The sequence below is a fragment of the Armatimonadia bacterium genome, from assembly GCA_039679385.1.
Taxonomy (GTDB): domain Bacteria; phylum Armatimonadota; class Zipacnadia; order Zipacnadales; family JABUFB01; genus JAJFTQ01.
The window spans coordinates 1-24469 of sequence record JBDKVB010000157.1 but is presented as its reverse complement, the minus strand read 5'-3'; the positions used below and the strand labels follow the sequence as shown (position 1 = coordinate 24469).

Here is a 24469-nt window from a genome sequence, read left to right as displayed (position 1 = left end):
CGGCAGGGACCTTCACGTGTCGGCCAGGGATGACCGCGACAGGGGCGGAGGAAGTCGCTGTGGCGGTCGCGAACAGGCTCACAGGAACACCGTCAACAGGAGGCGTTGTCGAGGATGCGCACTCACGCTGGGTTTTCGTGGAGCAGGATGGTCCCTGCGCTGCTGCTGATCGCCGTGGCCTTGCCCGTCTGGAGTGAAGAGGCGAAGGGCGACTACGTGGCACAGCTCAAGCAGCAGGTTTCCTACTACAAGACGATGACAGGCCGGTTCGCGCCGATGTATGAGCCCCTGGCGCGGCAGATGGTGCAGGACTACGGGCTCAAGTACGGTGTGGCAGTGGACGTGGGCGGAAGCTGTGGGGCCTTCAGCCTGGCTCTGGCCCGGCAGACGCAGATGAAGGTCTACTGCCTGGACATCGACGTACCGGCCATGCGACTGTGCGGGGTCCTGGCCGACGAGGCAGGTCTCACGGGTCGCGTCATCCCCATCGAGGGTGATGCGCTGCACATGCCCCTGCGGAGCAACTTCGCCGACTTGGTATTCAGCCGGGGCTCCCTCCCCTTCTGGTCCGACCAGGTGCAGGGGTTGCGGGAGTGTTACCGGATCCTCAAACCAGGTGGCGTCGGCTATGTGGGCCACGGCGGCTTCGGTCGACTGCTGCCCCCGGCTGAGAGGGAGAAGCTGGTGAAGTGGCGGCTGGAGAGCTTCGCCAAGTCCAAGCCGGAGGGCTGGAAGGGACCGGGGGAGGCACTGCCCGAGCTCGCCAAGAAGGCGGGGATCAAGAGCTACCGGCTGGTCAAGGAGCCGGAAGTGGGCTGGTGGCTGGAATTCCGCAAGTGACGGGCAGGGGCTCTCCTGCCTTCGAGGGGTGCGGGTTGCGGGCGGCTAAGAAGTGAACTATAATGGCCAGCCAAGTCGGGGAGCACGTGGCAAGATACCGGGCGGCATTGGGCCGGCAGCCTCGCAGAGCCCTCTGCCGCTCGTTTCGTGTGTGCGGTGGGAACAGCACGGGCCGCCCTCATGCCAGGCCCAGGGAGGACGCGTTTCGATGGACAAACCAGCCATGGATATCATTCAGATCCTCAAGACCCTGCCCCACAGGTACCCGTTCCTGTTGGTCGACAAGGTCTTGGAGCTTGACCCCGGCAAGAGCATCAAAGCGATCAAGAACGTCACGATGAATGAACCTCAGTTCACGGGTCACTGGCCGGACAACCCGGTCATGCCCGGCGTACTGATTCTCGAGGCCATGGCCCAGGTCGGCGGGATCATGCTGCTGTGCGTGGCCGACGACAAGGGCAAGACGCCGTTCTTCGGCGGCGTCGACAACGTTCGGTGGCGCAAGCAGGTGCGGCCCGGCGATCAGTTGGTCATGGAGGCCTGGCTTGTCCGCCGTCGCGGCAACATCGGACGCGCGAAGACCGTTGCGCGAGTAGACGGTGAGATCGCGGCCGAAGGTGAATTCACTTTCGCACTGATTGATAATGACCGGGACGAAGAGTAGAAGACCTCAGCGGGCCAGAGGCAGGAACGCCAGTCCAGATTCCCGTCTGCGCTGTGACCTGTCTCCCTCGGCCGGAAGGTCTTCTTGAAGGAGTGCGCCACCAAAGCCCTCCTGTCTGTCTAAGAACCATCCGAACAGGCGCAAGGGCAGCAGCGCACTCTTGATCCAAGGGCTTTGGCCTTCACGGGAGTACTCACATGAGAATCCACGAATCGGCGATCGTTGATCCCTCAGCCGAGCTTGGCGAGGGCGTCATCATCCACCCCTTCACAGTGATCGAGAGCGGGGTCAAGATTGGTGACGGGTGCGAGATCGGGCCCCACGCAGTGATCCGCACAGGGACCCGGATGGGGAAAGGGAACCGCGTGACGGTCGGCGCCGTTCTGGGCGACCATCCGCAGGACGCGAAGTTCCACGGTGAGGAGAGCTACCTCGAACTCGGTGACGACAACGAGATCCGTGAGTACTGCACGATCCACCGGGCTTCCGGCGAAGGTGCCAGCACGGTCATCGGCAACAGGAATATGCTGATGGCTTACTGCCATGTCGGGCACAACTGCCATATCGGCAACAACGTGTCGATGGCCAACTCCGCCCAGCTTGCGGGGCACACGCACGTCGACGATTTCGCGGTTCTCGGCGGCCTATGCGGGACGCACCAGTTTGTGCGTGTGGGCAAGATGGTCATGGCTGGTGCGTACTCAGCCATCCGCATCGACGCGCCACCCTTCATGATGGTGGAGGGGAATCCGGCGCGTCCGGTCCAGCTTAACAAGGTGGGACTACAGCGCCGGGGTGTGAGCGACGCGTCGATCGCCGCTCTGCGCCATGCCTTCCGCCTGCTGTATCGCTCGGACCTCAACGTGGGCGACGCACTGCAGCAGCTTCGCGCGGAGGGTGGCCTGCTCCCCGAGGTCCAGCATCTGGTCGAGTTCCTTGAGGCGATTCCACAAGGCCATCGAGGCCGGGCCGACAACTAGGCTCTTGCAGTGCCCACTCATCTCCCCCCCGCGACAGGCCCAGAGATGACACAGCAACCCGAGATCTTCTTCATCACCGGTGAGGCGTCAGGGGATCGGCATGCTGCGCCGGTTGTCGCCGAGTTGCGTGCCCGAGGGCTCAGGGTGACCGGTGTGGGAGGTCCGCGGATGCGGGCCGCCGGTGCCGAACTGCTGACCGACAGCATCAACTGGGGAGCCATGGGCGTGCCGGAGGCGGTGCGCAAGTACTTCCCCCTGTGGCTACGCAGCAAAGGGCTGTTGCGGGAGGTCCGGCGGAGGAAGCCCGCGGTCTGCGTCCTGGTCGATTTCGGGTTCTTCAACACGACCATGGCCCGGCACCTGACCCGCGGACGGTTGGCACCCGTCTTCTTCTATTTCCCCCCGGGCAGTTGGCGACAGGAACCCCGGGACTGGCCGGGGCTGGCGGCGATCACGGACCGCATCGCGACCCCCTTTGCGCGTAACGCTGAGTTTCTCAAGGCCTCTGGTGCAGATGCACACTGGGTCGGGCATCCCGTAGTGGACACCCTCGAACCGGTGGAGAACCGTGGGCAACTGCGCCGAGAGCTGGGACTGCCGCAAGACAGCCCGCTGATCGGCGTTCTCCCGGGCAGCCGGATTGCAGAGAGGCGGATTCTGGGGCCGGTGTTGCTCGAGGCGGCGCAGAGGATCAAGGCGGTCCTGCCCACCGCGAGTTTTCTGTGGTCCTCCTTCCCGGCGGCCGGTGCCGTGGAGGAGAAGCTAGCGCAGCAGGCGCAGGCACTCGGGTTCTTCCAGCCCGTGAGCGAGAGCCACGACATCCTGCGGGCTTCGGACTTCGTGCTCGTGGCGATGGGCACTGCGACGCTGGAGACGGCGGCAGCGCTCACGCCGATGGTGACCTGCTACGACGGATCGCGGCCGGCCAAGTGGATTGCTGCACGGATCCTGCGCCAGCAGCAGTCCTTCTATGCGATGCCGAATCTGCTCCTGGGTCGCGGCGCCGTTCCAGAGGTTGTGCCGCAGAGCCCCGACGAGAGCATTACCGGAGAGGTCGTTGCTGCGGAGGCGTTGCGGCTGTTGCAGGACCCGGCGGCACTGGAAGCAGTGCGCGAGGACCTGCGGCAGGTGCGCTGTCTTCTCGGCGAACCCGGAGTTGCCGGACGTGTTGCCGACCTGATCGTCGAGATGGTCTGATTTGCCCCGGCCCTGGGAGTTTGCTTCCAGGCCCTCCGGGTTTGATTCGCTATCACGCTTGCGAGCCGTGCAAACATGCGATACCGTGCGTTGTGGGATATCCTACGCCGCTTTGCCCGTCCCCTCCTCAAGCCGATCATCATCGGCGTAGTGATCATGGGGGCGACCGGATTTCTGGACATGAAGGCCATGTCACAGACGATTCCGGTGTTTGAGAGCCTGTTCGGCAACCTCGAGAAGCAGTCGGGTGCTGAGGCTGCCCGGACGCTGGCCACGCTGTACCGCCAGACCGCGATACTCTTCATCGCCTTCCTCGGAGCCGCCATCGCGCAGGCCGGGTCGTCGTACATCGGTGAGTGGGTCAGCCAGCGAATGCTGGTGGCCTTGCGGGCGGCCGTGTTTGACCACCTGCAGAGCCTGTCTTTGAGCTTCTTCGAGCGACGGCGCTCGGGGGAACTCATCTCGCGGGTTAACAACGACACCACCGTCCTGCAAAGGACCCTGGGCCCCAATGTCGGGCGGATGGTCATTGCCCCCTTTGCGGTCCTGTTCTGCGTGGGCAAGATGCTCACCATCTCACCGGTGCTCACCCTCGTGATGGCGGCCATGATCCCGCTGATCGTGGTGTGCACCAATACTCTTGGGTCGCGAGTGCGCCGGTACAGTCGCACGGTGCAGGAGAAGCTGGCCGACCTCACAGCGGTCATCAGCGAGACGCTGATGGCCATGCGGGTCGTCAAGATCTTCGGGATGGAGCGCATGTCGGCCGGGCGTTTCGCGCAGGAGAACCTGGCGGTGCTTCGCAACGAGATGCGGTCAGTCCGAGCCGGCGCTGCCAACGTCATCCTGGTGGGTGTACTGATGGGTGGCGGCATCTGTGTGACCTTCCTGGTCGGTGCGCATGAGATCCGCGCGCACCACGCCACAGCCGCCGAACTGATGGGGTTCATCCTCATCATGCAGACCGCGGCCAGCCAGATCAACTTCCTATCCCGCACCAGCTTGACCCTGCAGACCGCCGAGGCCGCCGCAGGTCGGACCCTGGAGATTCTCGCCGAGACGCCTCGGGTGCTGGATGCGCCGGATGCCATAGCGCCGGAGACCGTCCGGGGCGAGATCTGCTTTGATAAGGTGACTTTCGGCTATGACGTTGAACCGGTGCTGCATGGTATCAGCTTCGGTATTGCGCCAGGTGAAGTCGTGGCCCTGGCCGGCCCCAGTGGCTCGGGCAAGACGACGATCGCCAACCTCGTGGCGCGGCTCTACGATGTGAACGAGGGCGCCGTCCGAGTGGATGGCGCGGACGTCCGCTCGCTCAAGATGGAGTGGCTCAAGTCGAACATGGGGATCGTGCCGCAGGAGTCGATCCTGTTCGGCACCTCCTTGCGCGAGAACATCGGCTACGGACGCCCCGGCGCCTCCGAGGAAGATATCGTCGAGGCGGCCAAGGCTGCCAATGCGCATGACTTCATCGTGGGCTTGCCCGAGGGGTATGAGACGCAGGCCGGTGAGCGTGGCGCCAAGCTCTCGGGCGGCCAGAAGCAGCGCATCGCGATCGCCCGGGCACTGCTGCGTGACCCGCGGATCCTGATCCTGGACGAGGCCACCTCCTCGCTGGACACCGAAAGTGAAGCAGCCGTCCACCGAGCCCTGCAGACGCTGGTGAAGGGCCGCACGACGATCATCATCGCCCACCGTCTGTCCACGATCCAGAATGCCGACCGTATCCTGGTGCTGGAGAAGGGCCGGATCGTGGAGCAGGGAACCCATGACGAACTGATGGCCCAGGAGGGCCTGTACCGACGCCTCTACGAGACTCGCGATCTTCTGGGCGAGGAATCGGCGGAGGAGCCCTTGGTCGACGGGGAAGGAGCGGCAGCGACCGCTGATGCCTGAATCCAAGACCGTCCAGCCGGTTGACTGGCGTACCATCGTCTACAATATCCTACTGATCCTGCTGCTGCCCCTTGAGGTGCTGTACCTGCTGTGGCGACTTGTGTTGAAGGGCAAGTCGCGCGCGGGCCTCGGGCAGCGGCTCGGTTTCGTTGCCCCGGAGGCCGCCGAACTGGGCCATCACGACGACCCCGTGCTGTGGTTCCAGGCCTGTTCCGTCGGCGAGGTTGCAGCGGTCGACCCGATACTGCGGAAGGTGCGGGAGTTTGAGCCGCTCGCACATATCGTGCTGTCGACGACCACACGGACGGGCTACGAGACCGCCAAGAAACGCGGATTTGAACTGGATGCACTGATCTACTTCCCCTTCGATTTCCCCTTTGTGGTGGGGCGAGTGCTACGGGCGATCCGGCCTGACCTGCTGGTGATGGTGGAGACTGAGCTGTGGCCGAACATCCTGGCGACCGCCCGGCGCATGGGGATCAAGACGGCGGTCATCAACGGACGCATCTCGGACCGGGCTTACCCGCGGGACCTGGCCGTCAAGCCGCTCATCAGTTGGGCCCTGAGCAACTTCGACACGATTCTGGTGCAGTCCGAGAAGGACGCTGAGCGCTTCCGGACGCTGGGAGCTGCCGAGGACCATGTCGTGGTCGTCGGCAACTCGAAGTTCGATGAGAAGCTGCCCGAGGTGTCTGAGGCGGAGGCAGCGAAGCTGCGCCTGGAGCTTGGACTGCCTGAGGGTTGCCCGGTTCTTGTGGCCGGGAGCACTCGTGAGGGCGAGGAGGAGAAGGTGCTGGATGCCTTCGACCTCCTGCGGCAGGAGCATCGCGATCTGCAACTGGTGATTGCGCCGCGACACATCGAGCGCGGCGATACCATCGAGCGCATGGTGACGGAACGTGGTTTCGCCACCTACCGCCGCAGCCGTGCCCTGGCAACCGAAGGGGAGGTCACTGAGCCTGAGATCGGGGCGCAGGTGCGTGTGGTGATTCTCGACACCCTCGGCGAGCTGACCAAGGTGTACGCCCTGGCGACGGTGGTGTTTGTGGGCGGTAGCTTGGTGCCGATCGGCGGGCACAACATCCTGCAGCCGATCGCGCAGGGCAAGCCGACGCTGATGGGGCCGTACATGCACAACCAGCAGGACCTTGCCGACATTGCCCTTGGTGAGCAGGCCGCGGAGACGGTGCGCAATCCCGAGGAACTGGCGCAGGTGACGGGACGCATCGTGAGTTCAGAGGCCGAGCAGGAGCTCTTTGCGACCCGTGGACGGGCCATGATGGAACGCCACGGTGGAGCCTCACGGCGCTACCTCGACCGGCTTGTGACGCTGCTGCATCAGGCGCCGCAGGAATAGGGTCCGCAGGCCAGGGCGTTTCGGCGACGCAGGGAGAAGACTTTGCAGGACCAGTGGGAAGCCGTTGTCACAGGTCGGAGTGGAGGTCTGGGAGCCTCGGCCGGCCGCCTCGGGTTGCGCCTGGGAGCGGGCCTGTACGCCGCCGGGCTCAAGGCCAACCTGTGGCTGTACACCAGTGGTCTGAAGCGTCGCACTCAGCCGTCGCTGCCGGTCATCAGCGTGGGCAACCTGAGTCTCGGCGGCACCGGCAAGACCACTACCACAGCTTTCCTGGCCCAGGCGCTGCTGCCGCGAGTGAAGCCGGGAATCGTGCTTCGCGGGCATGGGCGGTCCAGTAGCGAGGCCGTGCTGATCGTCTCCGACGGCAGTGAAGTGAAGGCGACGCCTGCAGAGGCCGGTGACGAGGCCGTGATGCTGGCCCGGCAACTGCCCGGTGTGGCGGTTGCCGTGGGGAAGCGTCGCGAGACCGTCATTGAGGCCCTGCGCAGTCGGACGGGAGCACAGGTTGCCGTGCTGGACGACGGCTTCCAGTACTTCCGGATGGCCCGTGAACTGGACCTTGTCTTGCTCGATGCGCTGGCCGGTCCTGAGGCCTGGCGTCTGTTCCCGGCCGGGCGTCTGCGGGAGCCGGTCACGCATCTGCAGCGGGCCAGCCAGGTGTGGATCACCCACGCGGACCTGGCCTCGACGGAGCATCTGGAGCAGTTGCGAACGCTCGCACGGCGCTACTGCCCGAACTGCCCGGTGGTTGTCACGCGTCATCGTGAGGGAGTGCTGCGACCGCTCAGTGGAGGCGGGGCACCCGTGGAGGATCTGCGCGGGCAGAAGGTTGTGGCCGTGTCCGCCCTGGGCAACCCGCAGTCCTATGAGATGGGTCTCGAGAAGCTCGGGGCGCAGGTGACGCCGGCGCGGTTCCCGGATCACCACCGGTATGTGCCGGAGGATTACGAGCGGATCAAGCAGACCTGCCGAGCCAGTGGTGCCGGGCTTGTCGTGACGACTGAGAAGGATGCCGTGAAGCTGCCGCCACCGCCGGAGGACTGCCCGCCGGTGGTCGTGATGAGCTGCGGGCTGGAAGTCCTGGAGGGTCTCGACGAGGTCGAGAGCGCCCTGCAGGCCGTATGTGACCAAGTTCAACAGGCTGACTGAACATGTCTTCCAAGCGCAAGAAAAACCCGGTACGACGGGCCCTTGAACAGGCCGTGGTACGTTGCATTCTCGGTGCTCTGGTGATCTCGATCCGGCACCGATCGCTTACCTCTGTGCGCAAGTTGGCGACCCGCTTTGCCGGGGTGCTCAGCGCGCTCGTGCCCAAACGTCAGCGGATGATGGAGCGCAACCTGCAGGCGGTCTTCGGTCCGAGCCTTACGCCGGAGCGGAACCGCGAGATTCGCCGGCAGAGCATCGTCAACATCTGCAAGACGATGGGCGAGATGTTCAAGATGCAGTGGATGACCCCAGAGGAGTTGAGGGAGCAGGTAACCGTCGTCGGAACGGAGCACATCGACGCGGGACTTGCGCGGGGCAAGGGCGTCGTCATCATCACCGCGCACTTCGGCAACTGGGAGTTCGGCGGAGCCGCCCTGGCCCTGCATGGCTACCCGATGAACGTCATCGCCAGGGACGCGACGAGCAATCTCGCGGCCGAGCTTACCAACGAGTCCCGGCGGAGCAAGGGCGAGAAGGTCTTTGGACGCTGGGACACTCGGCAGCTCCTGCGTGCTTTGCGGGAGAATGAGTGCGTCGCCATCCTTCCTGATCAACATGCGGTGGACGCCGCGGTTCGCGTGACCTTCCTCGGGCTCCCGGCAGACTCTGCCAGCGGCCCGGCCCTGTTTGCGCTGCGCACCGGCGCGACCTTCGTCATGGCCTTTGCCCAGCGGCAGCCGGATGACCACTTCCTCGTGACCGTGACGCCCGGCCCGGAGTATGAGGACACCGGCGACCGCGGCTCAGACGTGCGGCGGTTCACTCAGAAGCTCAACGACCTGATCGGCGAGAAGATCCTGCACACACCGGAGCAATGGCTCTGGCTGCACAATCGCTGGAAGGCCCCCCGTGACACCGAACCCGCGAACTCCTGAGAGCATCCTGATCGTGCGCATGAGCGCCTTTGGCGATATCGTTTGCGCGCTCCCGACCTTGCGTGCCCTGCGGGCGTCCTTCCCGAAGGCGCGCCTGGGCTGGGTCGTTGACGAGCGCTTCCAGGAGCTTATTGCGCAGGACCCGCAGATCGACCAGGTCTTCGTTGCCCCGCTCGCGCGCTGGGGGAAGATGGTCAAGAAGGCGCGGAACCTTCCGGCCGTCAGAGGAGAGTACGCCCAGCTTGGTCAGCAACTGCGCGAGGCCAAGTACGAGGTCTGCCTGGACCTGCAGGGGATCGTGAAGAGCGGGCTGATCACACGCATGGCACGGTGTGGTCGGACGCTGCAGATGGCAGGTGACCACCTGCGCAAGCTTCAGTGGATGTTCCCCGGTGAGCGGGTCAAGGAGTACGGGCTCCATGCCGTGGACCGCATGCTGCCCCTGGCGGCCGAGCTTGGTGCCGACACTTCGAGCCCGCGCTTTGACTTCTACCTCCCGGAGGAGGCACGGCGCACGGCCGAGGAGCTGTTCGCGGCCCATAGCTTTGCGACTGACGGCCCGATCGTTGCGCTGAACCCCGGAGCCTTTGCCGTACACCGCATGTGGCCCGCGGAGCGTTTCGCCGAAGCGGCCAGGAGGCTGACAGAGGAGCACGGTGCTCGGGTGGTGGTTCTCGGCGGTCCCAGAGAGGTCGAGCTGGCGGAGGAGATCTGCGAGAAGTCCGGCGTCAGCCCGCTCTGCACCGCCGGAAAGACCAGCTACCTGCAACTGGCGGCGGTGATCGATCGCTGCGATGTTGCGGTGTCGGGTGATACCGGGCCGATGCATCTTGCGGCGGCAGTGGGCAAGCCGGTGGTGGCCCTCTTTGGCCCGGCGAATCCCGAGCGCACCGGTCCCTACGGTCCGCAGCACGTCGTCTTGCAGAAGCCCTTCCCGTGCCAGCCCTGCTACGCCCATCCCACCTGCACCGACTATGCTTGCATGAAGGCTCTTGAGGTGGAGGAGGTCGTGGCGGCGGTGCTCAAGGCGCTGTCACCCGCAGGCGGCAGGGCCTAGCCTGTCCCGCGGTATCACGCAGTGGTCAGGGCTCGCAGCAGGCGCTCGAGGGTATGGGCCTCTGCGACGGTATCACATAGTCCTGCGTAGTCCCCGATGCGACTGTCCCCCGTGTTCCATCTCTCCTTGCCCTCCGGCACCAGCCATATCACAAGGCGCGCCGGTCGGGCGATCTCCTCGAAGGCCCAGACCATTGAGTCCCCATAGTTGTTGCGTGCGTCGCCCATGATCAGGAGCGTGCTGCGCCGACCTGTAACGCCCGGGAAGCGGGTGATCAGATCGTAGCAGGCGCTGCCGAAGTCGCTGAAGGCGTTCGGATCGAGACCGGCGGAGGCCACCAGCTCCGACAGCTCACGCGTGCTCCCCATCAGTCCGGTGATCTCGGCGACGCGATTGGTGAAGGCGAAGACTCGCAGGTGGGCGATGTCCTGATACAAGGCCTGCAGGAACTCGACCATCAGCTCCCCGGCGCGGATCACTGACCCGGAGACATCGCACAGGACCACGACCTCGGGGCGCTTGCGCTTCCGAGCCCGATGCGCAAGGAGGAAGGGGACGCCGCCGAACTGCAGGCTGCGGCGCAAGGTGCGCTTCACGTCCACCTGTCCCCGGCGTGAGGAGGTGCGGCGACGCGACAGTCGGCTTGCGAGGCGTCGAGCCATGGTCCGCACATGACGCCGGAGTTCGCGAATGTCGGAATCGCTGAGCCGCTTCAGCTCGGTCCGGGCGAGGGCCTGCACCGACCGCTTTGCTTCCGGTGGCTGCACGCCCCGAAAGGTGACGAGGGTCTTGCCGGGTCCGGGTTCAGGCTCGGCAGAGGGAGCCCGGCCGGTCTGAGCGGTCCGGTAGTCCGTCGAGCGAGGCATCCCCTGCGATCCACCCGGGCGCTCTTGAGACTGGGGGCGCTCGCCGCCGACTCCACGGGCCAAGGACCTCTCCCCCACGGCAGGACCGTGCCCGGTCTGCTGCGGCTTGCTGATGCCGCCTCCGGCCCTCTTGCCTCTCCCCTCTTTTCGGGGCAGCGGCGGTGCGGCGAAGAAGGCAGCGAACTCCTCATCGAAGACCTTGCGGTACTCCTCCTGCTTGACCAGGGTTGCACGCAGCGCCTCGCGTATCGCCACCCGATCTTCCAGCCGAAGGGTCTCCACGGCCGAGAGGGCGTCGAGGTGTTCGCCGGGAGAGATGTCCAGTCCCCGGGCGCGAAGCCGATTCACAAAGCGCAAGAGCAGTTGCTGCATGGGTAGGATTGAGTTTCGTCAGGCCTTCAGGAGGTTGCGGACCTCGCGGCGCCCTTTGTCCAGGTCCAGCCTCGTCTTGAGGATGACGCCGAGGGTCTGCTCCACCAACTCGGCATCGAGCATATCGGCACTGAGTGCCACGAGGGCCCGTGCCCAGTCGAGAGTCTCGCTGAGAGTGGGCACCTTCTCCAGGTCCCAACTTCGCAGCCGGTGGACCATCGCCACCAGCTTGCGGGCCAGTCGCTCCTCGATGTCGGGCACCTTGAGCTTGACGATCTCGGTCTCCTCCTGCGCGGAGGGGAAGTCGATGAATAGGTGCAGGCAGCGGCGGCGGAGGGCATCGGAGACTTCGCGCGTGGCGTTGCTGGTGAGAATCACCAGGGGGACATGCCGGGCACGCAAGGTCCCCAACTCGGGCACACTGACCTGGTAGTCGCTGAGCAGCTCCAGCAGGAAGGCCTCGAACTCTTCGTCGGCCCGGTCGATCTCATCGATCAGCAGGACAACCGGGGCGTCCGAAGTGATGGCACGCAGCAGGGGCCGTGGCAGCAGGAAGGCCTCGGAGAAGAAGCCGCTCTCCTGACCTTCCAGGCGCGTGATGGCCTCGTCGAAGGAGGCAGCGCCCTGCAGCAGCTCGTCCAGCTTCTCCTTCAGGACCTGGGCGTAGAGGAGCTGCTTGGCGTACTCCCACTCATAGAGGGCCTTGGACTCGTCGAGACCTTCGTAGCACTGCAAGCGCAGAAGGTCTCGGTGCAGGGCTGTTGCGCAGGCTTTGGCAAGCTCCGTCTTCCCCACTCCCGGCGGGCCCTCGACCAGTAGCGGTTTGTCCAGTCGGTCGGCGAGGTAGACCGCCGTGCAGATGACGCGAGTGGCGACATAGCCGGCCTGACGCAGGCCTGCGCGGGTGTGTTCGGGATCGGCGAAATGGGTGAAGAGCTCCTCTTCCATAGATCACTCACTGTCGGGCCGCATCGGCGGCGCTACTTGATCACGATCTTGCTCAGGTCGACTTGCGGCGGCGGCCACTTGGGGTTCATGTCCTTGAGCGTCTTGGCGATGATCTCGGCCACCATCATGTTCCGGTACCACTTGTGGTTCGCGGGGATGACGTACCAGGGGGCATAGGAGGTGCTGCAGCGAGACATCGCTTCCTCGTAGGCCTTCATGTAGTCGTCCCATAGCTCACGCTCGGGCACATCTGCGTCGGAGATCTTCCAGTGCTTCTGCGGGTCATCAAGGCGCTCCTGAAGGCGCTGACGCTGCTCCTCCTTGGAGATATGGAGGAAGAACTTGATGACCCGCGTGCCCTTCTCCGCCAGGAGGTACTCGAACTCGTTGATGCGGTCGTAGCGCGCCTTCCAGACCTCTGGGGGGACCAGGTTGTGGACGCGGACGACAAGCACGTCCTCATAGTGGGAGCGGTTGAAGACGGAGATCAGCCCACGTCCCGGAGTGTACTTGTGGATGCGCCACAAGAAGTCGTGGGCGAGATCCTCAGCCGTGGGGACCTTGAAGCTGATGACATCACAGGTCTGGGGGTTGAGGCCGGTGAGCACGTGCTTGATGGTGCCGTCCTTACCGCCGGCGTCCATCGCCTGCAGGACGATGAGCAGGGACTGCTTGTTCTCGGCGAAGAGCATCTCCTGCAGCGCGGCCATGGTCTGGAGGTCGCTGCTGAGCTTGCTCTGGCACCTGGGGTCGTCCTTTTCCCAGCCGTTGTTCGCATCCGGGTTATAGTCCTTGAGCCGCACTTTGCTGCCAGGCTTGACCATCAGGTTGTTGGCCATGGGGGCCTCCCGTTCCCGGCGTTGGTCTGTCAGGCCGACCTCGGATTCCTGTCGGTATTCACTTCGCCCCCGGAGGTCGGGAGGCCTTCTGAACCTTGCCGGGGAATAGGAGCGGATCATCCACATTGAAGGAGCGCTATCCATGAAGCCCATCAAGCAGTCGGGGTGCTGGGGATGCTTTTGCCGAGGCGGCGTGACACCTGAGCAAGTGATCGCCGAGGCCAAGAAGATCGGCTACAAGTCGCTGGAAATGGGACCGCAGGACCAGTTCCAAGCCATCAAGGACGCCGGGCTGGACATCGCCATCTTCGTCGGTCACCAGTCTCTCGGCGACGGCCTCAACAAGCGCGAGAATCATGCGCGCATCGAGGACGAGCTGAACGCGAGTCTGGAGATCGCTGTGAAGTACGAGATCCCCAGTGTGCTGTGCCTGAGCGGCAACCGCTACCCGCAGGTCACCGACCTCGTCGGCGCCGAGATCTGCGCGGAGATTCTTGGCAAGGTCGCACCGGCCTACGAGGCCAAGGGCATCACGATGTGTGTGGAGCTGCTCAACAGCAAGGTGAACCACCCGGGGTACATGTGCGACAGCACCGAGTGGGGTGTACACCTGTGCAAGCTGGTCGGCTCGCCGCGTGTGAAGCTGCTGTACGATATCTACCACATGCAGATCATGGAAGGCGACCTGATCCGCACCATCCAGAACAACCTCCAATGGATCGGTCACTTCCACACCGCCGGCAACCCCGGCCGCAAGGACATGGACGACACGCAGGAGATCTACTACCCGGCGATCGCTCGGACCATCGCGGAGCTGGACTACGACGGCTATGTGGGCCATGAGTTCGGCCCGAAGGGTGAGCCGCTTGCGGCGATGAAGGCCGCTTATGACGTCTGGAACGTTGCCTGAGACCAGCGATATACCCGCCGGGGACGGCCTTGAGCAGGACGTCTCCGGCGGCAAGAAGGACCCCCTGGAGGCCGGGTTGCCCACACCTGACCAGGAAAAGCTGAGGTGTGTCGCCCTCTGCTGGGGAGGCGGACTTGGCCCCGCGGGCTTTGCGCGCCTGGTGGCGGCCTTCGGGTCGACACGAGCGGTTCTTGCGGCCGACCCTGAGGCGCTGCACAATCCGGCTCTACGGCTGACTGCGGAGCAGATCGCGGGCCTTACCGGCCTCGGGAAGAGGCTTGAGGACTTCCGGGAGCAGATTCAGGAGCTGCGCGGCGTCGGCGTCACGGTTGCCTGCCCCTGGGAGAGTGCCTACCCCGTCCTGATCCGGGGGTTGGAGCATCCGCCACCCGTTCTGTGCCTGGCCGGCCGCGTTTTGGGCGAGGATGAGCCGGCGGTCGCGATTGTGGGGACGCGTTCACCGACTCCCGAGGGCGCACAGATGGCTCGGAGCCTCGGTCGGGCCTTCGCGCAGGAGCGGACCACGGTGGTGAGTGGCCTGGCCAGGGGCTGCGACACCGCCGCTCACCTGGGAGCGCTCGAGGGTGGCGGAAGAACGCTGGCGGTCCTCGGCTCAGGCATCCGGGTGATAACGCCCCGCGAGAACCTCGAACTGGCCCGTGACATCTCGCAGAACGGAGCGGTGATCTCCGAACAGCCGCCCCAGGCGCCACCCACTGTGGGACGGTTGATGGCCCGCAACCGGCTCCAGAGCGTGCTGTCGCGGGGAGTGCTCGTGGTGCAGTCGCGGGAGACCGGTGGGGCGATGGAGACCGCTCGCCAGGCTCAGGAACAGGGACGGACCGTCTACGCTGTGCAGTGGCCCGACCCAGAGGAGGAGATGGCGCAGGGCCCGCGCAAGCTCCTGTCGGAGGGTGCACGAGGCCTGCAAGGTCCGGAGGAGGTTCCTGCCCTCAGGCTGGAACTTGTCGACCATCTGCAACGCTTTGAGAAGGCAAGAGAGCATCGCAAGGCGCAGGGCTCCTTCGACCTGTGAGGGATGGCCGCGACGTGGGGTATCTCGACGAGGCTCTCGGGGTCTGGGCGGATGCTCAAGGCGGGCCAAAAACGGGTTGCGGTTTCCTTGACACCCCTTGAAAGCCGCGTCTATAATTGAACCTCAAGTTGTCTTCAGCGATTCACTGTGCTCTGCCGAATGGGAGGGGCCTTTGCCCATGCTCAGCTCCAAAGTGGAGGAATATGCAAAGATACGCGTCATCGGGGTGGGGGGCGGCGGTTCGAACGCTGTCGACCGGATGATCGAAGCCGGGCTCATGGGCGTCGAGTATATCGCCATGAACACCGACATGCAGGTACTCGACCTATCAGCCGCCGACAAGAAGCTGCAGATTGGCGATAGCTTGACCCGTGGCCTTGGCACCGGTGGCAACCCTGACCTCGGCCGCCAGGCCGCCGAGGAGAGCCGCCAGGAGATCATGATCTCCCTCGACGGCGCCGACATGGTGTTCATCACCAGCGGCATGGGCGGCGGAACAGGCACCGGCGCCAGCCCCGTTGTTGCGGAGATATCCAAGGAAATGGGCGCTCTGACCGTCGGCGTAGTCACCAAGCCCTTCGCCGTGGAGGGCAAGCGACGTGCCATGCTTGCCGACGACGGCATCCGCCGACTTAAGGAAAACGTCGACACCCTGATCGTTATCCCCAACGACCGTCTGCTGCAGTTGACCAACCGCGAACTGAGCCTCCAGGAGGCCTTCCGGCTGGCAGATACGGTCTTGCAGCAGGGCGTGCGCGGCATCTCCGAAGTCATCGTCGTCCCCGGCCTCATCAACCTGGACTTCAATGACGTGCGTGCCGTCATGGTCAACGCCGGCTCCGCGATGATGGGTATCGGCGAGTCTCAGGGCGACAAGCGCGCCACCGACGCCGCCCAGGCTGCCATCTCCAGTCCGCTGCTGGAGACCGACATTCGCGGCGCTCGCTCCGTGCTCCTGAACGTCACCGGCGGACCGGACCTGACACTGGCCGAGGTTCAGGAAGCGGCCAGCATCGTCCAGGAGGCTGCGGGCGGAGACGCGGGCGAAGTCGACCTCACCCTGGGCGCCGTCATCGACGACAAGATGGAGGGTCAGGTGCGCATCACGGTTCTGGCCACCGGCTTCGATGCCGTCCAGGCTCAGGATGCACCTTCCGAGACCCGTGCCGAAGCCGCTCGCCCGGCCGAACGCAAAGCACCGGAAACCGCTGCTGCACGTGCTCCTGAGGAGGAAGAGGGCAAGAAGCGCGACGAGAGCCGCGACCGCCGACGCGCCGCCTTCTCCGACGACATGCCTACCTATGACGAGGACGACCTCGACATCCCGGCCTTCCTGCGCCGCAAGAGCTAGGCAGAGCGCAGCAGGCGAAGGCGCACATACCCACGCAAACCAAAGGCCCGCGAGGAGATTCCCCGCGGGCCTTTTCTGTGACTGTAGGTCCGGCGTCCGTCAGCGCTCGGCGAGCCAGCGTTCCCAGACCCCGGCGGTGCTCAGGGCTCTCTTCAGCCGCCGGCAGGACTCGCAGCGCCAGCAGGGCTGCTCGTCACCACGGTAGCAGCTCCACACGTGTTCCAGGGGCGCACCGAGTTCGAGCCCGAGCTGCACTATCTGCGACTTGGTGAGGGTGACCGTGGGGCTGAGGAGCCGGGGCCGGCGCATCGTGGACAGCGCGAAGAACCGGGCGGCAGCGTCCATGAACTCCGGGGTATTGTCGGGGAAGGTCGCGCCCTCCTCCACATTGAACCCGCACACGATTGCCCCCACGTCCAGCACCTCGGCATAGGCGGCGGCGATGTTCACGAAGACCCCGTTGCGATTCGGCACCCACACGGCCTGAGCGGTCTCCGCGGCTGCCTCAGCGTCGTCCAGTTGCTCCGCGGGCAGTGAGGGGATCTCCGCCGAGGCCTCCGTCAGCGCACTTCCGCCAAGGGCCGCCAGCCAGGGCAACTCGATGACCTCGTGACGGCAGTCGAGCAGACCGGCAACTCGTCGGGCGGCGTCGATTTCCCGCACCCGAGCCTGCTGACCATAGTCGAAGGTGAGGGCGGCGACGATCTCGTGATCGCGTCGGGCAGCCCAGGTCGCGACGACGGAATCCAGCCCGCCGGAGAGCAGCGTGAGGGCCCTCATGTCTACCCCTTTCGGTACACGGCAGACTGCCCCGCCGTCTCCCACACCCGCACATACCCCATGTGCACCGGCCTGTCGGCCAGGGCCGACTCCATCTGCTCAAAGAGGTACCGTGCAAGGTTCTCGGAGGTCGGGTTCTGCTCGGTGAAGGGTGCCAACTCGTTCAGGCACTGGTGATCCAGGGCGTCGAGGATCTCGTCGCAGAAGGTCTTGATCTCGCCGAAGTCCATCAGCATTCCATTGCCCGCGAGCTCCTCGCCGACGAGACTGCACTCAACGCGGTAGTTGTGGCCGTGCAATCGGGCACACGGGCCGTCGTAGTCGCACAGTCGGTGTGCGGCCGAGAAGCTGCGTTCGACAATCAACTCGTACATCGCATCCCCACCTCGAAGGGGCGTGATCTCACGAAGGGTCCGGTCGTCGAGCAAGGCTAACAGGGCGCGAAGCCGGCTGTCAAGCCGACCGCAAAGGGCACCTCACCCCCTGCCCCCTCTCCACGCGGTGGCGAGGGGGAAACGGCAAAGGCAGAGGATTACGGCAAAGGCACGGCACCCCGTAGACCAGGAGCGATAGCGACTCGCCGCCTTGGGTGAGCGAAAGCCAGGCGTCCGCTCGCAACTTTGGAAAGGCGGGAGCTAAGCGACCGCGGCAGGTGAGCATCGCCGGGGTCAGCGTAGGCCCTTCACGACCTCGGCAAGGACCTCGAAGGCAGTCTCGGCGGCGCTGCGCACCTCGGCGGCCGCAACAGCACGGTCGGCCGCCTTCGTCTGGGCCTGGGTCAGGGCCGAATCGACGACAGCACAAAGCGCGTCGCCGGTGCAGGACCCGCAGGCAAGCACCGGCTGCCCCGCCCGGGCAGCGAAAGCGTCGAGTTTGGGGTCATAGGAGAGACCGATCGCGGGCACCTGCTGCCCGGCGGCAAAGATGATCCCGTGCAGCCTCATGCACACCGCGAGTCTGGCCAGGGACACCAGTCCGACGAAGTGCTGCGGACGGCCCAGACCCGTGAGCAGATGTGCGCCGGGGCTTGCGGAGACAACCTGCTGCAAGGGCGCGAGATCCTCCGGCTCCTGGAAGGGCACCAGCACCGTCTCCAGCCCGTGGGCGTTGTGCAGGTGGCGCACCAGTTGGCCACAGGCCTCCACGACCTGCTCCGTCTGCGGCCACTGGCGCAAGGTCAGGAGGGCATACCCGGCTGATAGATCGACTTCCGCCTCACGCAGGGAGGTGCGAGCCGCATCGAGATCAGGCTCCAGCAGGACAGCCGGATCACCCACCAGAGTCGGCTCGGGCGAAGTGACTGGAAGGCTGCGGACCTGCTCGACGGAGGCTGCATCACGTAGGGTGACGGCAGCAGCCCGGCGGAACTCGCTCGCGGCCCAGCGGCGGAGGACCGAAGTGTTCAGTGGACCGAAGCCCTGGGCGAAGATGACACTGGGGACCCGGCGCAGCCGAGCCATTCGCAGGATTCCCAGATAGTAGACCGGCGAGACCTTGCTCGTGGCGTCTTGGAGGAGGCTTCCGCCGCCCTGAATCAGCAGGTCGGATCGCCCCAGAGCACGCCAGACCTCGGCCACAGACCAGCGCTGCGCCGCCTCGACCCCGTAGAGGTTGCTGGTGGTCCCGGGAGCGGAGGACAGAACGCACAGCTCGGCCTCGGGGAAACGCTGTCGCAGGCCCTGAAGGAGCGAAGCCAGGACAGCCTCATCCCCCGCGTTGCCGAAGCCGTAGTAACCACTGAGCAGAAAGCGCATGGAAGGTGACCAATCAAAGGAGCGCGGGACCTGACAGGACAGGCCCGGCGAACATTGCAGGACAGGGAGTTAGGGCCGCTACTGCCCCAGGGACGGGAAGATTGTCGCGACCGCCAGGTACGCCGACATGAGCGACACCGCCACGACGCAGGCCCAACTGAGCACATTATACACGCGCGAGTTCGTGTGGTCACCCATCAGCCCGGGGTCGTTGATGAGCCGCAGCATGAAGACCAGCACCAAGGGCAGCAAGACGCCGTTGAGCACCTGGGACAGGTACATGATCTTGAGCAGAGGAGCGTTCGGCAGCAGCACCAGACCGGCACCGAGGACGATGAGAGCGGTGTAAGTGGTGTAGAACGCGGGCGCCTCGCGGAAGCTGTGGTCCAGGCCGCGCTCCCAGCCGATGCCCTCGCAGAGCTGGTAGGCGGTCGCCAAGGGCAAGATCGACGCCGCGAACAGCGACGCGTTCAGGAGTCCGAAGGCGAAGAGGCCGGCGCAGTAAGGACCGGCCAGCGGGAACAGAGCCTGAGCAGCGTCCTCGACCGACTCGACGCTCTTGCCCGCTGCGTGGATGGTCGCAGAGCACGTCACCATGATGAAGAGGACGATGATGACCGCGAACACACACCCGACGAGGACATCCAGCCGAGTGTACTTGTAGTCCTTGGCCGTGATGCCTTTGTCGACAACGGCAGCCTGCTGGTAGAACTGCATCCAGGGTGCGATGGTGGTGCCGACGATGCCGATGAGCATCATGACATAGCCGGCGGACAGCTCCCAGCCGGGGACGACCAGGCTGTGCAGGACGGGTTTCCAGTCGGGCTTGGCCAGGATGCCGGAGATCGGGTAGGCCAGGTAGATCAGGCAAGCGGCGAAAAAGACCTTCTCGACCGACTTGTAGTTGCCCCGGACCACGACAACCCACACGAAGACCGCAGAGAGCGGCACAGCGATGTAGCGAGACAGCCCGAAGATCTCCGCCGCGGAGGCGACGCCGGCGAACTCGCCCATGGTGTTGGTGAGGTTCGTCAGGGTCACGCCCAGCAGCAACCAGAACGTCATGCGCAGGCCGAAGTTCTCGCGGATCAGGTCCGCGAGGCCCTTCCCCGTCATGGCCCCGAGGCGTGCCGACATCTCCTGGATGATGAACAGCAGGACGCCGATCGGGATCAGCGCCCAGAGGTGGCCGTAGCCGTAGTTGCCGCCCGCGAGGGAGTAGGTTGCGACTCCGCCGGCATCATTGTCGACGGTGGCGGTGATGATTCCCGGGCCGGCGATGGCTAGAAGGGCCGTCAGCCGACGCCAGCGGCGATTGCTGCTTGGGAATGGGGAACGCATGGGCGATACCTGGATTTCCTGTGATGCGGTGAGACCGTAGACGGCAGGCGTCAGCGGCGCACTGAGGTACCCCGAAGGCCGATCAGGAAGCGAAAGCCTTCGGGATGCGCTTCTTCCAGGAGGTGGGAATGACGGCGTCGATGGCGTCGTCGGAAGTGACGATGCCCTTGAGCCGTCCCTGGTCATCCACCACCGGAACGGCCAGGAGGTTGTAGTGAGCGGAGACGTGCGCCACATCCTGCTGCTTGGTGTCCAGGGTGACGCTGACCACACGCCGAGACATGAGGTCCTCGACCCGTGCGCTGCGGTCGGCAATGATGAGCTCCCGAAGTGAAAGGGCGCCGACAAGGCGTCCCTCGTCGTCCAGGGCGTAGACGTAGTAGAGGGTCTCGACCTCACGAGCCTGCTCGCGAACCATCTCGAGCGCTTCGGCGGCCGTGGTCGAGGCGGGAATCGATACCTGACCGATGGTCATGAGGCCACCAGCCGAGTCCTCAGGGAAGGACAGCAGCATCCGCAGGTCGGCCGCTTCCTCGGGCTCCATGAGGTCGAGGAGGGCATTGGCGCGTTCCTCGGGGAGGTCTGCGAGGAGGTCTGCGCCGGCATCGGGGTCCATCTCGTCGATCAGGTCGGAGGCGTCCTGGTCGCTCATCTCGTTGACGACGGCGACCTGCGCCTCAGGCTCCATCTCCTGCATCGCATCGGCAGCGACCTCGTCATCCATGGCGACGAGGAAGGCGGCCCGTTCGGGTGCGCTGAGCTCCTCGGCGATGTCGGCGAGGTCAGCGGGATGCATGTGACGCAGGCCGTCCTGCGAGCGATCGGCATGGAGTTCACCGGCCCCGGAGGGCGTCTGGAGGTGCTCCCAGGCGATGAGACGCTCGGGGAAGTGGATATGGAGGAAGCGGCAGAGGCCGAGGGCGAAGTGCTCCCAGCCCATCCGCCGCAGGATTCCGCGGCCACCGACGTCGGCATGGGTGAGCAGGACTCGCGAGCCGACGGCGCCCAGCTTGAGGTCGTGGACTCGCACCAGGCGCTTGCCGGAGACGTCGACGATCTGTTTGTCCAGCAGGTCGTGGCGCAGGCTTATCTCGTCGGGATCGGGTCTGGACTGGGTAGCGGGATTGTAGGAGGGCACGAGGCGGATGCCTTCCTGGGAAGCTGTGCGGACGGCAGACCAGGGGACGTAGAGGAGCTCTTTGTCGCCCTTGACTCGGACTGCTACGTGTGCCACCTCGGGGAAGCGCTCGTGGGGCCGCACCAGCAGGTCGTCAAGCGTCCCGATGGGCTTTCCCTCCGCGGAGAAGACTCCGTAGCGAAGCATGGCAGACAGATAGGCGTCGGCGAAGAACACCATGGCTGCTCGCCCCCCTTCCTTCCACGTGCCCAAGCATACGAAGCTGTAGTCCGTGGTAAGGGCAGGTGAGGCGGAGGGGCTCCACCAGACACCAAAAAAACCGCCTGATCAGTTAGCAGGCGGGGGCACAGGCGTCTCTCACTAGCCACTAGATAGCTAGCTCAAGGCACCAGCCTCCCGCGTGCACCTGAGCAGGTCCACGGGACGCTTCGGCGTGGGCGAGATAAGTGAGCGTTGTCTGGCAACGCTTCCGTACTATGAGCTGGGTCTGTGCTGGATTCCATCGTCACACTCTGAGGGCTGCTTCGCCCCCGACATTGCGACGCCCGCCACCATCGTACCTGGGACCTTCGGGCTATCGCAGCGGTATTCTACGTCACCGGGAAGGAAGCGTCAAGGGCTGCCGATTCGGCGCCCGAAGCCCCGGACTTGCGGCCCTCAGGAGGAGAACGGGGCACTCATGCGGAAGCAGAACGCCATTCTATGGGCTCCTGGAGGGCAAGGAAATGGAACGTATCAGCGTTGCCTATGACCGCTATTTTGCACAACTGTGCGACTCCTTCAACAAGGGAGGAGTGCTACTAGTTTCGGTGGACGACAAGGGACGGCCGAACACGATGACCATTGGATGGGGGCAACTGGGCGTCATCTGGGGTCGCAAGGTCTTTACTGTGCTGGTGCGCCCCTCGCGGTACACCTATGGCTGCATCAACACCACGGGCGATTTCACGGTGAACGTGCCCTTCCCTGAGCAGGCGGAGGCGCTGGCCTTCTGCGGCTCCAAGTCGGGACGGGACTACGACAAGTTCGCGGAGTGTAGCCTCACCGCGGTGGCGGCGCAGTGTGAGAGCCTGCGGTCGCCGTACATCGCCGAGTGCGGGCTGGCCTACGAGTGCAAGACCCTCAGCTTCAATGACCTGATCCCGGCCCAGACGGACGCCTCAGTCTGCGACGGCTGCTATCCCAAGGGCGACTTTCACCGGCTGTACTTCGGCGAGGTCGTGGCGGCGCACTGCAGCCCCGACTTCGCAAAGCGCTTCGGCAAGTAGCCGCAGGTCAGGACCACACCAAGCGACCGAACCCCGCCGGAGGTGGGTAGAAACATGGACTTCGCAAGGAACCTGGAGCTGGCCATCCAGGGAGCCATTGAGGAAGGTCAGATCCCGGGTGCTGTAGTGCTCGTGGGCAAGGGCAGCCGCGTGCTGTATCACGGCGCCTTCGGGCAGCGCCAGATCGTCCCGGAGCCCCGCCCGATGGAACTGGACACCGTCTTTGATCTTGCCTCCGTAAGCAAGCCCATTGCGACCGCTGCCGCAGTCATGCAACTGGTCGAGAGTGGGAAGATCGTGCTCAACGACCCGGTGCGACGGTTCCTGCCGGGCTTTGACGCCGAGGGTCGAGAGAACATCGCGATCCGGCACCTGCTCACCCACACCTCGGGGGTGCCGCCCTATCGCAACTACCTGCACGACTTCGGCGAGGACATGCCCCGAGAGCAGCGTCGGGCGGCTGTGATCGCGGACCTGTCGCAGATCGCTCTGCAGACCGCGCCGGGCGAGGCCTTCTGCTACTCTTGCCTGGGCTACATCGTGGTGACCTCGGTGATCGAGACGGTCAGTGGGCAGCCCATGAAGGAGTATGTGCAGGAGCATCTCTTCGGCCCGCTGGGCCTGGAGGATACGTGCTTCTGTCCCTCGCCGGAGTTGGTGGCTCGCTGCGCCTCGACCGAGCAGTATCCTGAGGGCGTGCTCTGCGGCGTCGTGCATGACGAGAACGCGCGGTTCCTGAACGGCGCCGGCGGGAATGCCGGGCTGTTCTCGACGGCGCAGGATCTGAGCCGGTACGTGTCGGCGCTGCTGGATCGCCTCGGATCACAGGTTGGTCGCAGCGGTCGCTTCCCTCTCTCGCCCGCAACGATTCGGGCGATGATGACCCCGCAGACGAAGATCGAGGACGGGATTCGCGGCCTCGGCTGGGACATCGACACCGGGTACACGCCGCAGATGCGGGGCGAGATCTTCCCCGCAGGTGGTGTGGGACACACCGGCTACACGGGAACCTCGGTGTGGATCGACCCGCCCAGGAACGGCTACGTGATCCTGCTGACGAACCGCGTGCACCTGGGACGTGATCGCGACGTAAGTCGGCTGCGGCGGCAGGTCGCGAACATCGCTGCGGCATGGATCAGTGAGTACCGGTGATGACGGTCCGCAACTCGGCGAAGGCCCTTATCGTCCGCGACGGCAAGCTGCTGGTGACGCGGAATCTGGACCCCTGGGGTGATTGGTACGTGCTTCCCGGGGGCGGTCAGCGGCCGGGAGAGACTCTGCACGAGGCCCTGCGGCGCGAGTGTCGGGAGGAGATCGGGGCCGAGGTGGAGATCGGTCCCCTGGTGGCGGTGCGGGAGTACCTCGGCAGTCGCCATGAGTTCGCCGAGTATGACGGCGAGGTGCACCGGGTCGAGTTCATGTTCGTGTGCAGCCTGGCGGAGGGTCAAGGCATCGCGGAGGGTCAGACCCCGGAGACAGGGCCAAGGCCGGACAGCTACCAGACCGGAGTGGACTGGTTGCCGCTGGATAGGCTGGGCGACTTTCGGCTCTACCCGAAGGCTTTGAAGGAGTGGCTGTGGGCCTGGCACACGGGGGCTGAGGTCGCCTGCTATCTGGGCGACTGCAACTGAGGCGGCGGAGAGGCAACGGCACCTCACCCCCTGTGTCCCCCTTGTATGATGCGCAAGGGCGTGGGAGGATGGGTCATTCCCCACGGTGTGTGGGGGAGCCCGTCTGCCCCCCTGGCCAGGGGGGCAGACGGCGCGCCGGCCAGACCGGATACCCCTGGGG

General features: G+C 65.1%; 23 protein-coding genes. 15 read left to right on the top strand and 8 right to left on the bottom strand.

Annotated elements, in window-relative coordinates; genetic code table 11:
- The first annotated feature begins 114 nt into the window (after positions 1-114).
- The 9 genes from ABFE16_18270 (at position 115) to ABFE16_18230 (ending at position 10075) form a co-directional block, all read left to right on the top strand.
- Positions 115-840, top strand: coding sequence for a class I SAM-dependent methyltransferase (locus ABFE16_18270; GenBank protein ID MEN6347250.1), 726 nt, complete (start codon positions 115-117; stop codon positions 838-840).
- A 208-nt stretch (positions 841-1048) separates the two neighbouring features.
- The gene (fabZ, locus tag ABFE16_18265; protein MEN6347249.1) at positions 1049-1504 is read left to right on the top strand and encodes a 3-hydroxyacyl-ACP dehydratase FabZ; all 456 of its coding nucleotides are present in this window, start codon (positions 1049-1051) and stop codon (positions 1502-1504) included.
- 197 nt (positions 1505-1701) lie between these two features.
- Entirely contained in the window at positions 1702-2484 is a 783-nt protein-coding gene (gene lpxA / locus ABFE16_18260; protein ID MEN6347248.1) for an acyl-ACP--UDP-N-acetylglucosamine O-acyltransferase, read from the top strand.
- Positions 2485-2529: 45 nt separating this feature from the next.
- On the top strand, positions 2530-3681 hold the full coding sequence (locus ABFE16_18255; protein MEN6347247.1) for a hypothetical protein: 1152 nt from the start codon (positions 2530-2532) through the stop codon (positions 3679-3681).
- A gap of 75 nt (positions 3682-3756) precedes the next feature.
- Positions 3757-5577: an ABC transporter ATP-binding protein gene (locus ABFE16_18250; GenBank protein MEN6347246.1), complete on the top strand. Its 1821-nt coding sequence runs from the start codon at positions 3757-3759 to the stop codon at positions 5575-5577.
- The gene (locus ABFE16_18245) at positions 5570-6934 is read left to right on the top strand and encodes a 3-deoxy-D-manno-octulosonic acid transferase (protein MEN6347245.1); all 1365 of its coding nucleotides are present in this window, start codon (positions 5570-5572) and stop codon (positions 6932-6934) included. Before ABFE16_18250 ends, ABFE16_18245 begins: the two co-directional genes overlap by 8 nt.
- Positions 6935-6976: 42 nt before the next feature.
- Positions 6977-8083: a tetraacyldisaccharide 4'-kinase gene (gene lpxK / locus ABFE16_18240; GenBank protein ID MEN6347244.1), complete on the top strand. Its 1107-nt coding sequence runs from the start codon at positions 6977-6979 to the stop codon at positions 8081-8083.
- 2 nt (positions 8084-8085) lie between these two features.
- Positions 8086-9018: a lysophospholipid acyltransferase family protein gene (locus tag ABFE16_18235; protein MEN6347243.1), complete on the top strand. Its 933-nt coding sequence runs from the start codon at positions 8086-8088 to the stop codon at positions 9016-9018.
- Positions 8993-10075: a glycosyltransferase family 9 protein gene (locus ABFE16_18230; GenBank protein MEN6347242.1), complete on the top strand. Its 1083-nt coding sequence runs from the start codon at positions 8993-8995 to the stop codon at positions 10073-10075. Before ABFE16_18235 ends, ABFE16_18230 begins: the two co-directional genes overlap by 26 nt.
- A gap of 14 nt (positions 10076-10089) precedes the next feature.
- On the opposite strand, the gene ABFE16_18225 is transcribed toward ABFE16_18230, so the two are convergent.
- The 3 genes from ABFE16_18225 to ABFE16_18215 are packed head-to-tail and all read right to left on the bottom strand — an operon-like array spanning position 10090 to position 13100.
- Positions 10090-11313 carry a VWA domain-containing protein gene (locus ABFE16_18225; protein ID MEN6347241.1) on the bottom strand — a complete coding sequence of 408 codons (1224 nt, stop codon included), beginning with the start codon at positions 11311-11313 and terminating at the stop codon, positions 10090-10092.
- 18 nt (positions 11314-11331) lie between these two features.
- Complete coding sequence (locus tag ABFE16_18220; protein MEN6347240.1) at positions 11332-12261, bottom strand: MoxR family ATPase; 930 nt, start codon at positions 12259-12261, stop codon at positions 11332-11334.
- A gap of 32 nt (positions 12262-12293) precedes the next feature.
- Positions 12294-13100: a polyphosphate kinase 2 family protein gene (locus tag ABFE16_18215; protein MEN6347239.1), complete on the bottom strand. Its 807-nt coding sequence runs from the start codon at positions 13098-13100 to the stop codon at positions 12294-12296.
- Positions 13101-13242: 142 nt separating this feature from the next.
- Between ABFE16_18215 and ABFE16_18210 the strand changes: the two genes are divergently transcribed.
- The 3 genes from ABFE16_18210 (at position 13243) to ftsZ (ending at position 16397) form a co-directional block, all read left to right on the top strand.
- Positions 13243-14010, top strand: a complete 768-nt coding sequence (locus tag ABFE16_18210; GenBank protein MEN6347238.1) for a TIM barrel protein — start codon at positions 13243-13245, stop codon at positions 14008-14010.
- Positions 13988-15046, top strand: a complete 1059-nt coding sequence (locus ABFE16_18205) for a DNA-processing protein DprA (protein MEN6347237.1) — start codon at positions 13988-13990, stop codon at positions 15044-15046. The genes ABFE16_18210 and ABFE16_18205 overlap by 23 nt, the downstream gene beginning before the upstream one ends.
- A 178-nt stretch (positions 15047-15224) precedes the next feature.
- The gene (gene ftsZ, locus ABFE16_18200) at positions 15225-16397 is read left to right on the top strand and encodes a cell division protein FtsZ (GenBank protein ID MEN6347236.1); all 1173 of its coding nucleotides are present in this window, start codon (positions 15225-15227) and stop codon (positions 16395-16397) included.
- Positions 16398-16496: 99 nt separating this feature from the next.
- Here the strand turns inward: ftsZ and queC are convergent, their stop codons facing one another.
- The 5 genes from queC to ABFE16_18175 form a co-directional block, all read right to left on the bottom strand.
- Positions 16497-17177: a 7-cyano-7-deazaguanine synthase QueC gene (gene queC / locus ABFE16_18195; protein ID MEN6347235.1), complete on the bottom strand. Its 681-nt coding sequence runs from the start codon at positions 17175-17177 to the stop codon at positions 16497-16499.
- A gap of 2 nt (positions 17178-17179) precedes the next feature.
- Positions 17180-17551: a 6-carboxytetrahydropterin synthase QueD gene (gene queD / locus ABFE16_18190; protein ID MEN6347234.1), complete on the bottom strand. Its 372-nt coding sequence runs from the start codon at positions 17549-17551 to the stop codon at positions 17180-17182.
- A 294-nt stretch (positions 17552-17845) separates the two neighbouring features.
- Positions 17846-18931, bottom strand: a complete 1086-nt coding sequence (csaB, locus tag ABFE16_18185) for a polysaccharide pyruvyl transferase CsaB (protein MEN6347233.1) — start codon at positions 18929-18931, stop codon at positions 17846-17848.
- 78 nt (positions 18932-19009) lie between these two features.
- A complete protein-coding gene (locus ABFE16_18180; protein MEN6347232.1) occupies positions 19010-20272 on the bottom strand; it encodes a divalent metal cation transporter in 1263 nt (420 codons plus the stop codon).
- A gap of 82 nt (positions 20273-20354) precedes the next feature.
- On the bottom strand, positions 20355-21629 hold the full coding sequence (locus ABFE16_18175; GenBank protein ID MEN6347231.1) for a CBS domain-containing protein: 1275 nt from the start codon (positions 21627-21629) through the stop codon (positions 20355-20357).
- Between the two features lie 506 nt (positions 21630-22135).
- On the opposite strand from ABFE16_18175, the gene ABFE16_18170 reads away from it, so the two are divergent.
- Genes ABFE16_18170 through ABFE16_18160 form a run of 3 tightly spaced genes read left to right on the top strand, consistent with a single transcriptional unit; the run spans position 22136 to position 24309 of the window.
- Positions 22136-22678 carry a flavin reductase family protein gene (locus ABFE16_18170; protein ID MEN6347230.1) on the top strand — a complete coding sequence of 181 codons (543 nt, stop codon included), beginning with the start codon at positions 22136-22138 and terminating at the stop codon, positions 22676-22678.
- 54 nt (positions 22679-22732) lie between these two features.
- Entirely contained in the window at positions 22733-23830 is a 1098-nt protein-coding gene (locus tag ABFE16_18165; protein ID MEN6347229.1) for a serine hydrolase domain-containing protein, read from the top strand.
- Complete coding sequence (locus ABFE16_18160) at positions 23830-24309, top strand: NUDIX domain-containing protein (GenBank protein ID MEN6347228.1); 480 nt, start codon at positions 23830-23832, stop codon at positions 24307-24309. Before ABFE16_18165 ends, ABFE16_18160 begins: the two co-directional genes overlap by 1 nt.
- Positions 24310-24469: the final 160 nt, after the last annotated feature.

Bases quoted from the DNA above. Each gene is read 5' to 3' on its own strand.
- ABFE16_18270 (MEN6347250.1), top strand. From the start codon at position 115: ATGCGCACTCACGCTGGGTTTTCGTGGAGCAGGATGGTCCCTGCGCTG.
- ABFE16_18215 (MEN6347239.1), bottom strand. From the start codon at position 13,100: ATGGCCAACAACCTGATGGTCAAGCCTGGCAGCAAAGTGCGGCTCAAG.
- ABFE16_18235 (MEN6347243.1), top strand. From the start codon at position 8,086: ATGTCTTCCAAGCGCAAGAAAAACCCGGTACGACGGGCCCTTGAACAG.
- ABFE16_18175 (MEN6347231.1), bottom strand. From the start codon at position 21,629: ATGGTGTTCTTCGCCGACGCCTATCTGTCTGCCATGCTTCGCTACGGA.
- ABFE16_18225 (MEN6347241.1), bottom strand. From the start codon at position 11,313: ATGCAGCAACTGCTCTTGCGCTTTGTGAATCGGCTTCGCGCCCGGGGA.
- queC (MEN6347235.1), bottom strand. From the start codon at position 17,177: ATGAGGGCCCTCACGCTGCTCTCCGGCGGGCTGGATTCCGTCGTCGCG.
- ABFE16_18205 (MEN6347237.1), top strand. From the start codon at position 13,988: ATGACGTCTGGAACGTTGCCTGAGACCAGCGATATACCCGCCGGGGAC.
- ABFE16_18160 (MEN6347228.1), top strand. From the start codon at position 23,830: ATGACGGTCCGCAACTCGGCGAAGGCCCTTATCGTCCGCGACGGCAAG.
- ABFE16_18165 (MEN6347229.1), top strand. From the start codon at position 22,733: ATGGACTTCGCAAGGAACCTGGAGCTGGCCATCCAGGGAGCCATTGAG.
- ABFE16_18210 (MEN6347238.1), top strand. From the start codon at position 13,243: ATGAAGCCCATCAAGCAGTCGGGGTGCTGGGGATGCTTTTGCCGAGGC.
- fabZ (MEN6347249.1), top strand. From the start codon at position 1,049: ATGGACAAACCAGCCATGGATATCATTCAGATCCTCAAGACCCTGCCC.
- queD (MEN6347234.1), bottom strand. From the start codon at position 17,551: ATGTACGAGTTGATTGTCGAACGCAGCTTCTCGGCCGCACACCGACTG.
- ABFE16_18245 (MEN6347245.1), top strand. From the start codon at position 5,570: ATGCCTGAATCCAAGACCGTCCAGCCGGTTGACTGGCGTACCATCGTC.
- ABFE16_18220 (MEN6347240.1), bottom strand. From the start codon at position 12,261: ATGGAAGAGGAGCTCTTCACCCATTTCGCCGATCCCGAACACACCCGC.
- ABFE16_18250 (MEN6347246.1), top strand. From the start codon at position 3,757: ATGCGATACCGTGCGTTGTGGGATATCCTACGCCGCTTTGCCCGTCCC.
- ftsZ (MEN6347236.1), top strand. From the start codon at position 15,225: ATGCTCAGCTCCAAAGTGGAGGAATATGCAAAGATACGCGTCATCGGG.
- ABFE16_18180 (MEN6347232.1), bottom strand. From the start codon at position 20,272: ATGCGTTCCCCATTCCCAAGCAGCAATCGCCGCTGGCGTCGGCTGACG.
- ABFE16_18255 (MEN6347247.1), top strand. From the start codon at position 2,530: ATGACACAGCAACCCGAGATCTTCTTCATCACCGGTGAGGCGTCAGGG.
- ABFE16_18170 (MEN6347230.1), top strand. From the start codon at position 22,136: ATGGAACGTATCAGCGTTGCCTATGACCGCTATTTTGCACAACTGTGC.
- csaB (MEN6347233.1), bottom strand. From the start codon at position 18,931: ATGCGCTTTCTGCTCAGTGGTTACTACGGCTTCGGCAACGCGGGGGAT.
- lpxA (MEN6347248.1), top strand. From the start codon at position 1,702: ATGAGAATCCACGAATCGGCGATCGTTGATCCCTCAGCCGAGCTTGGC.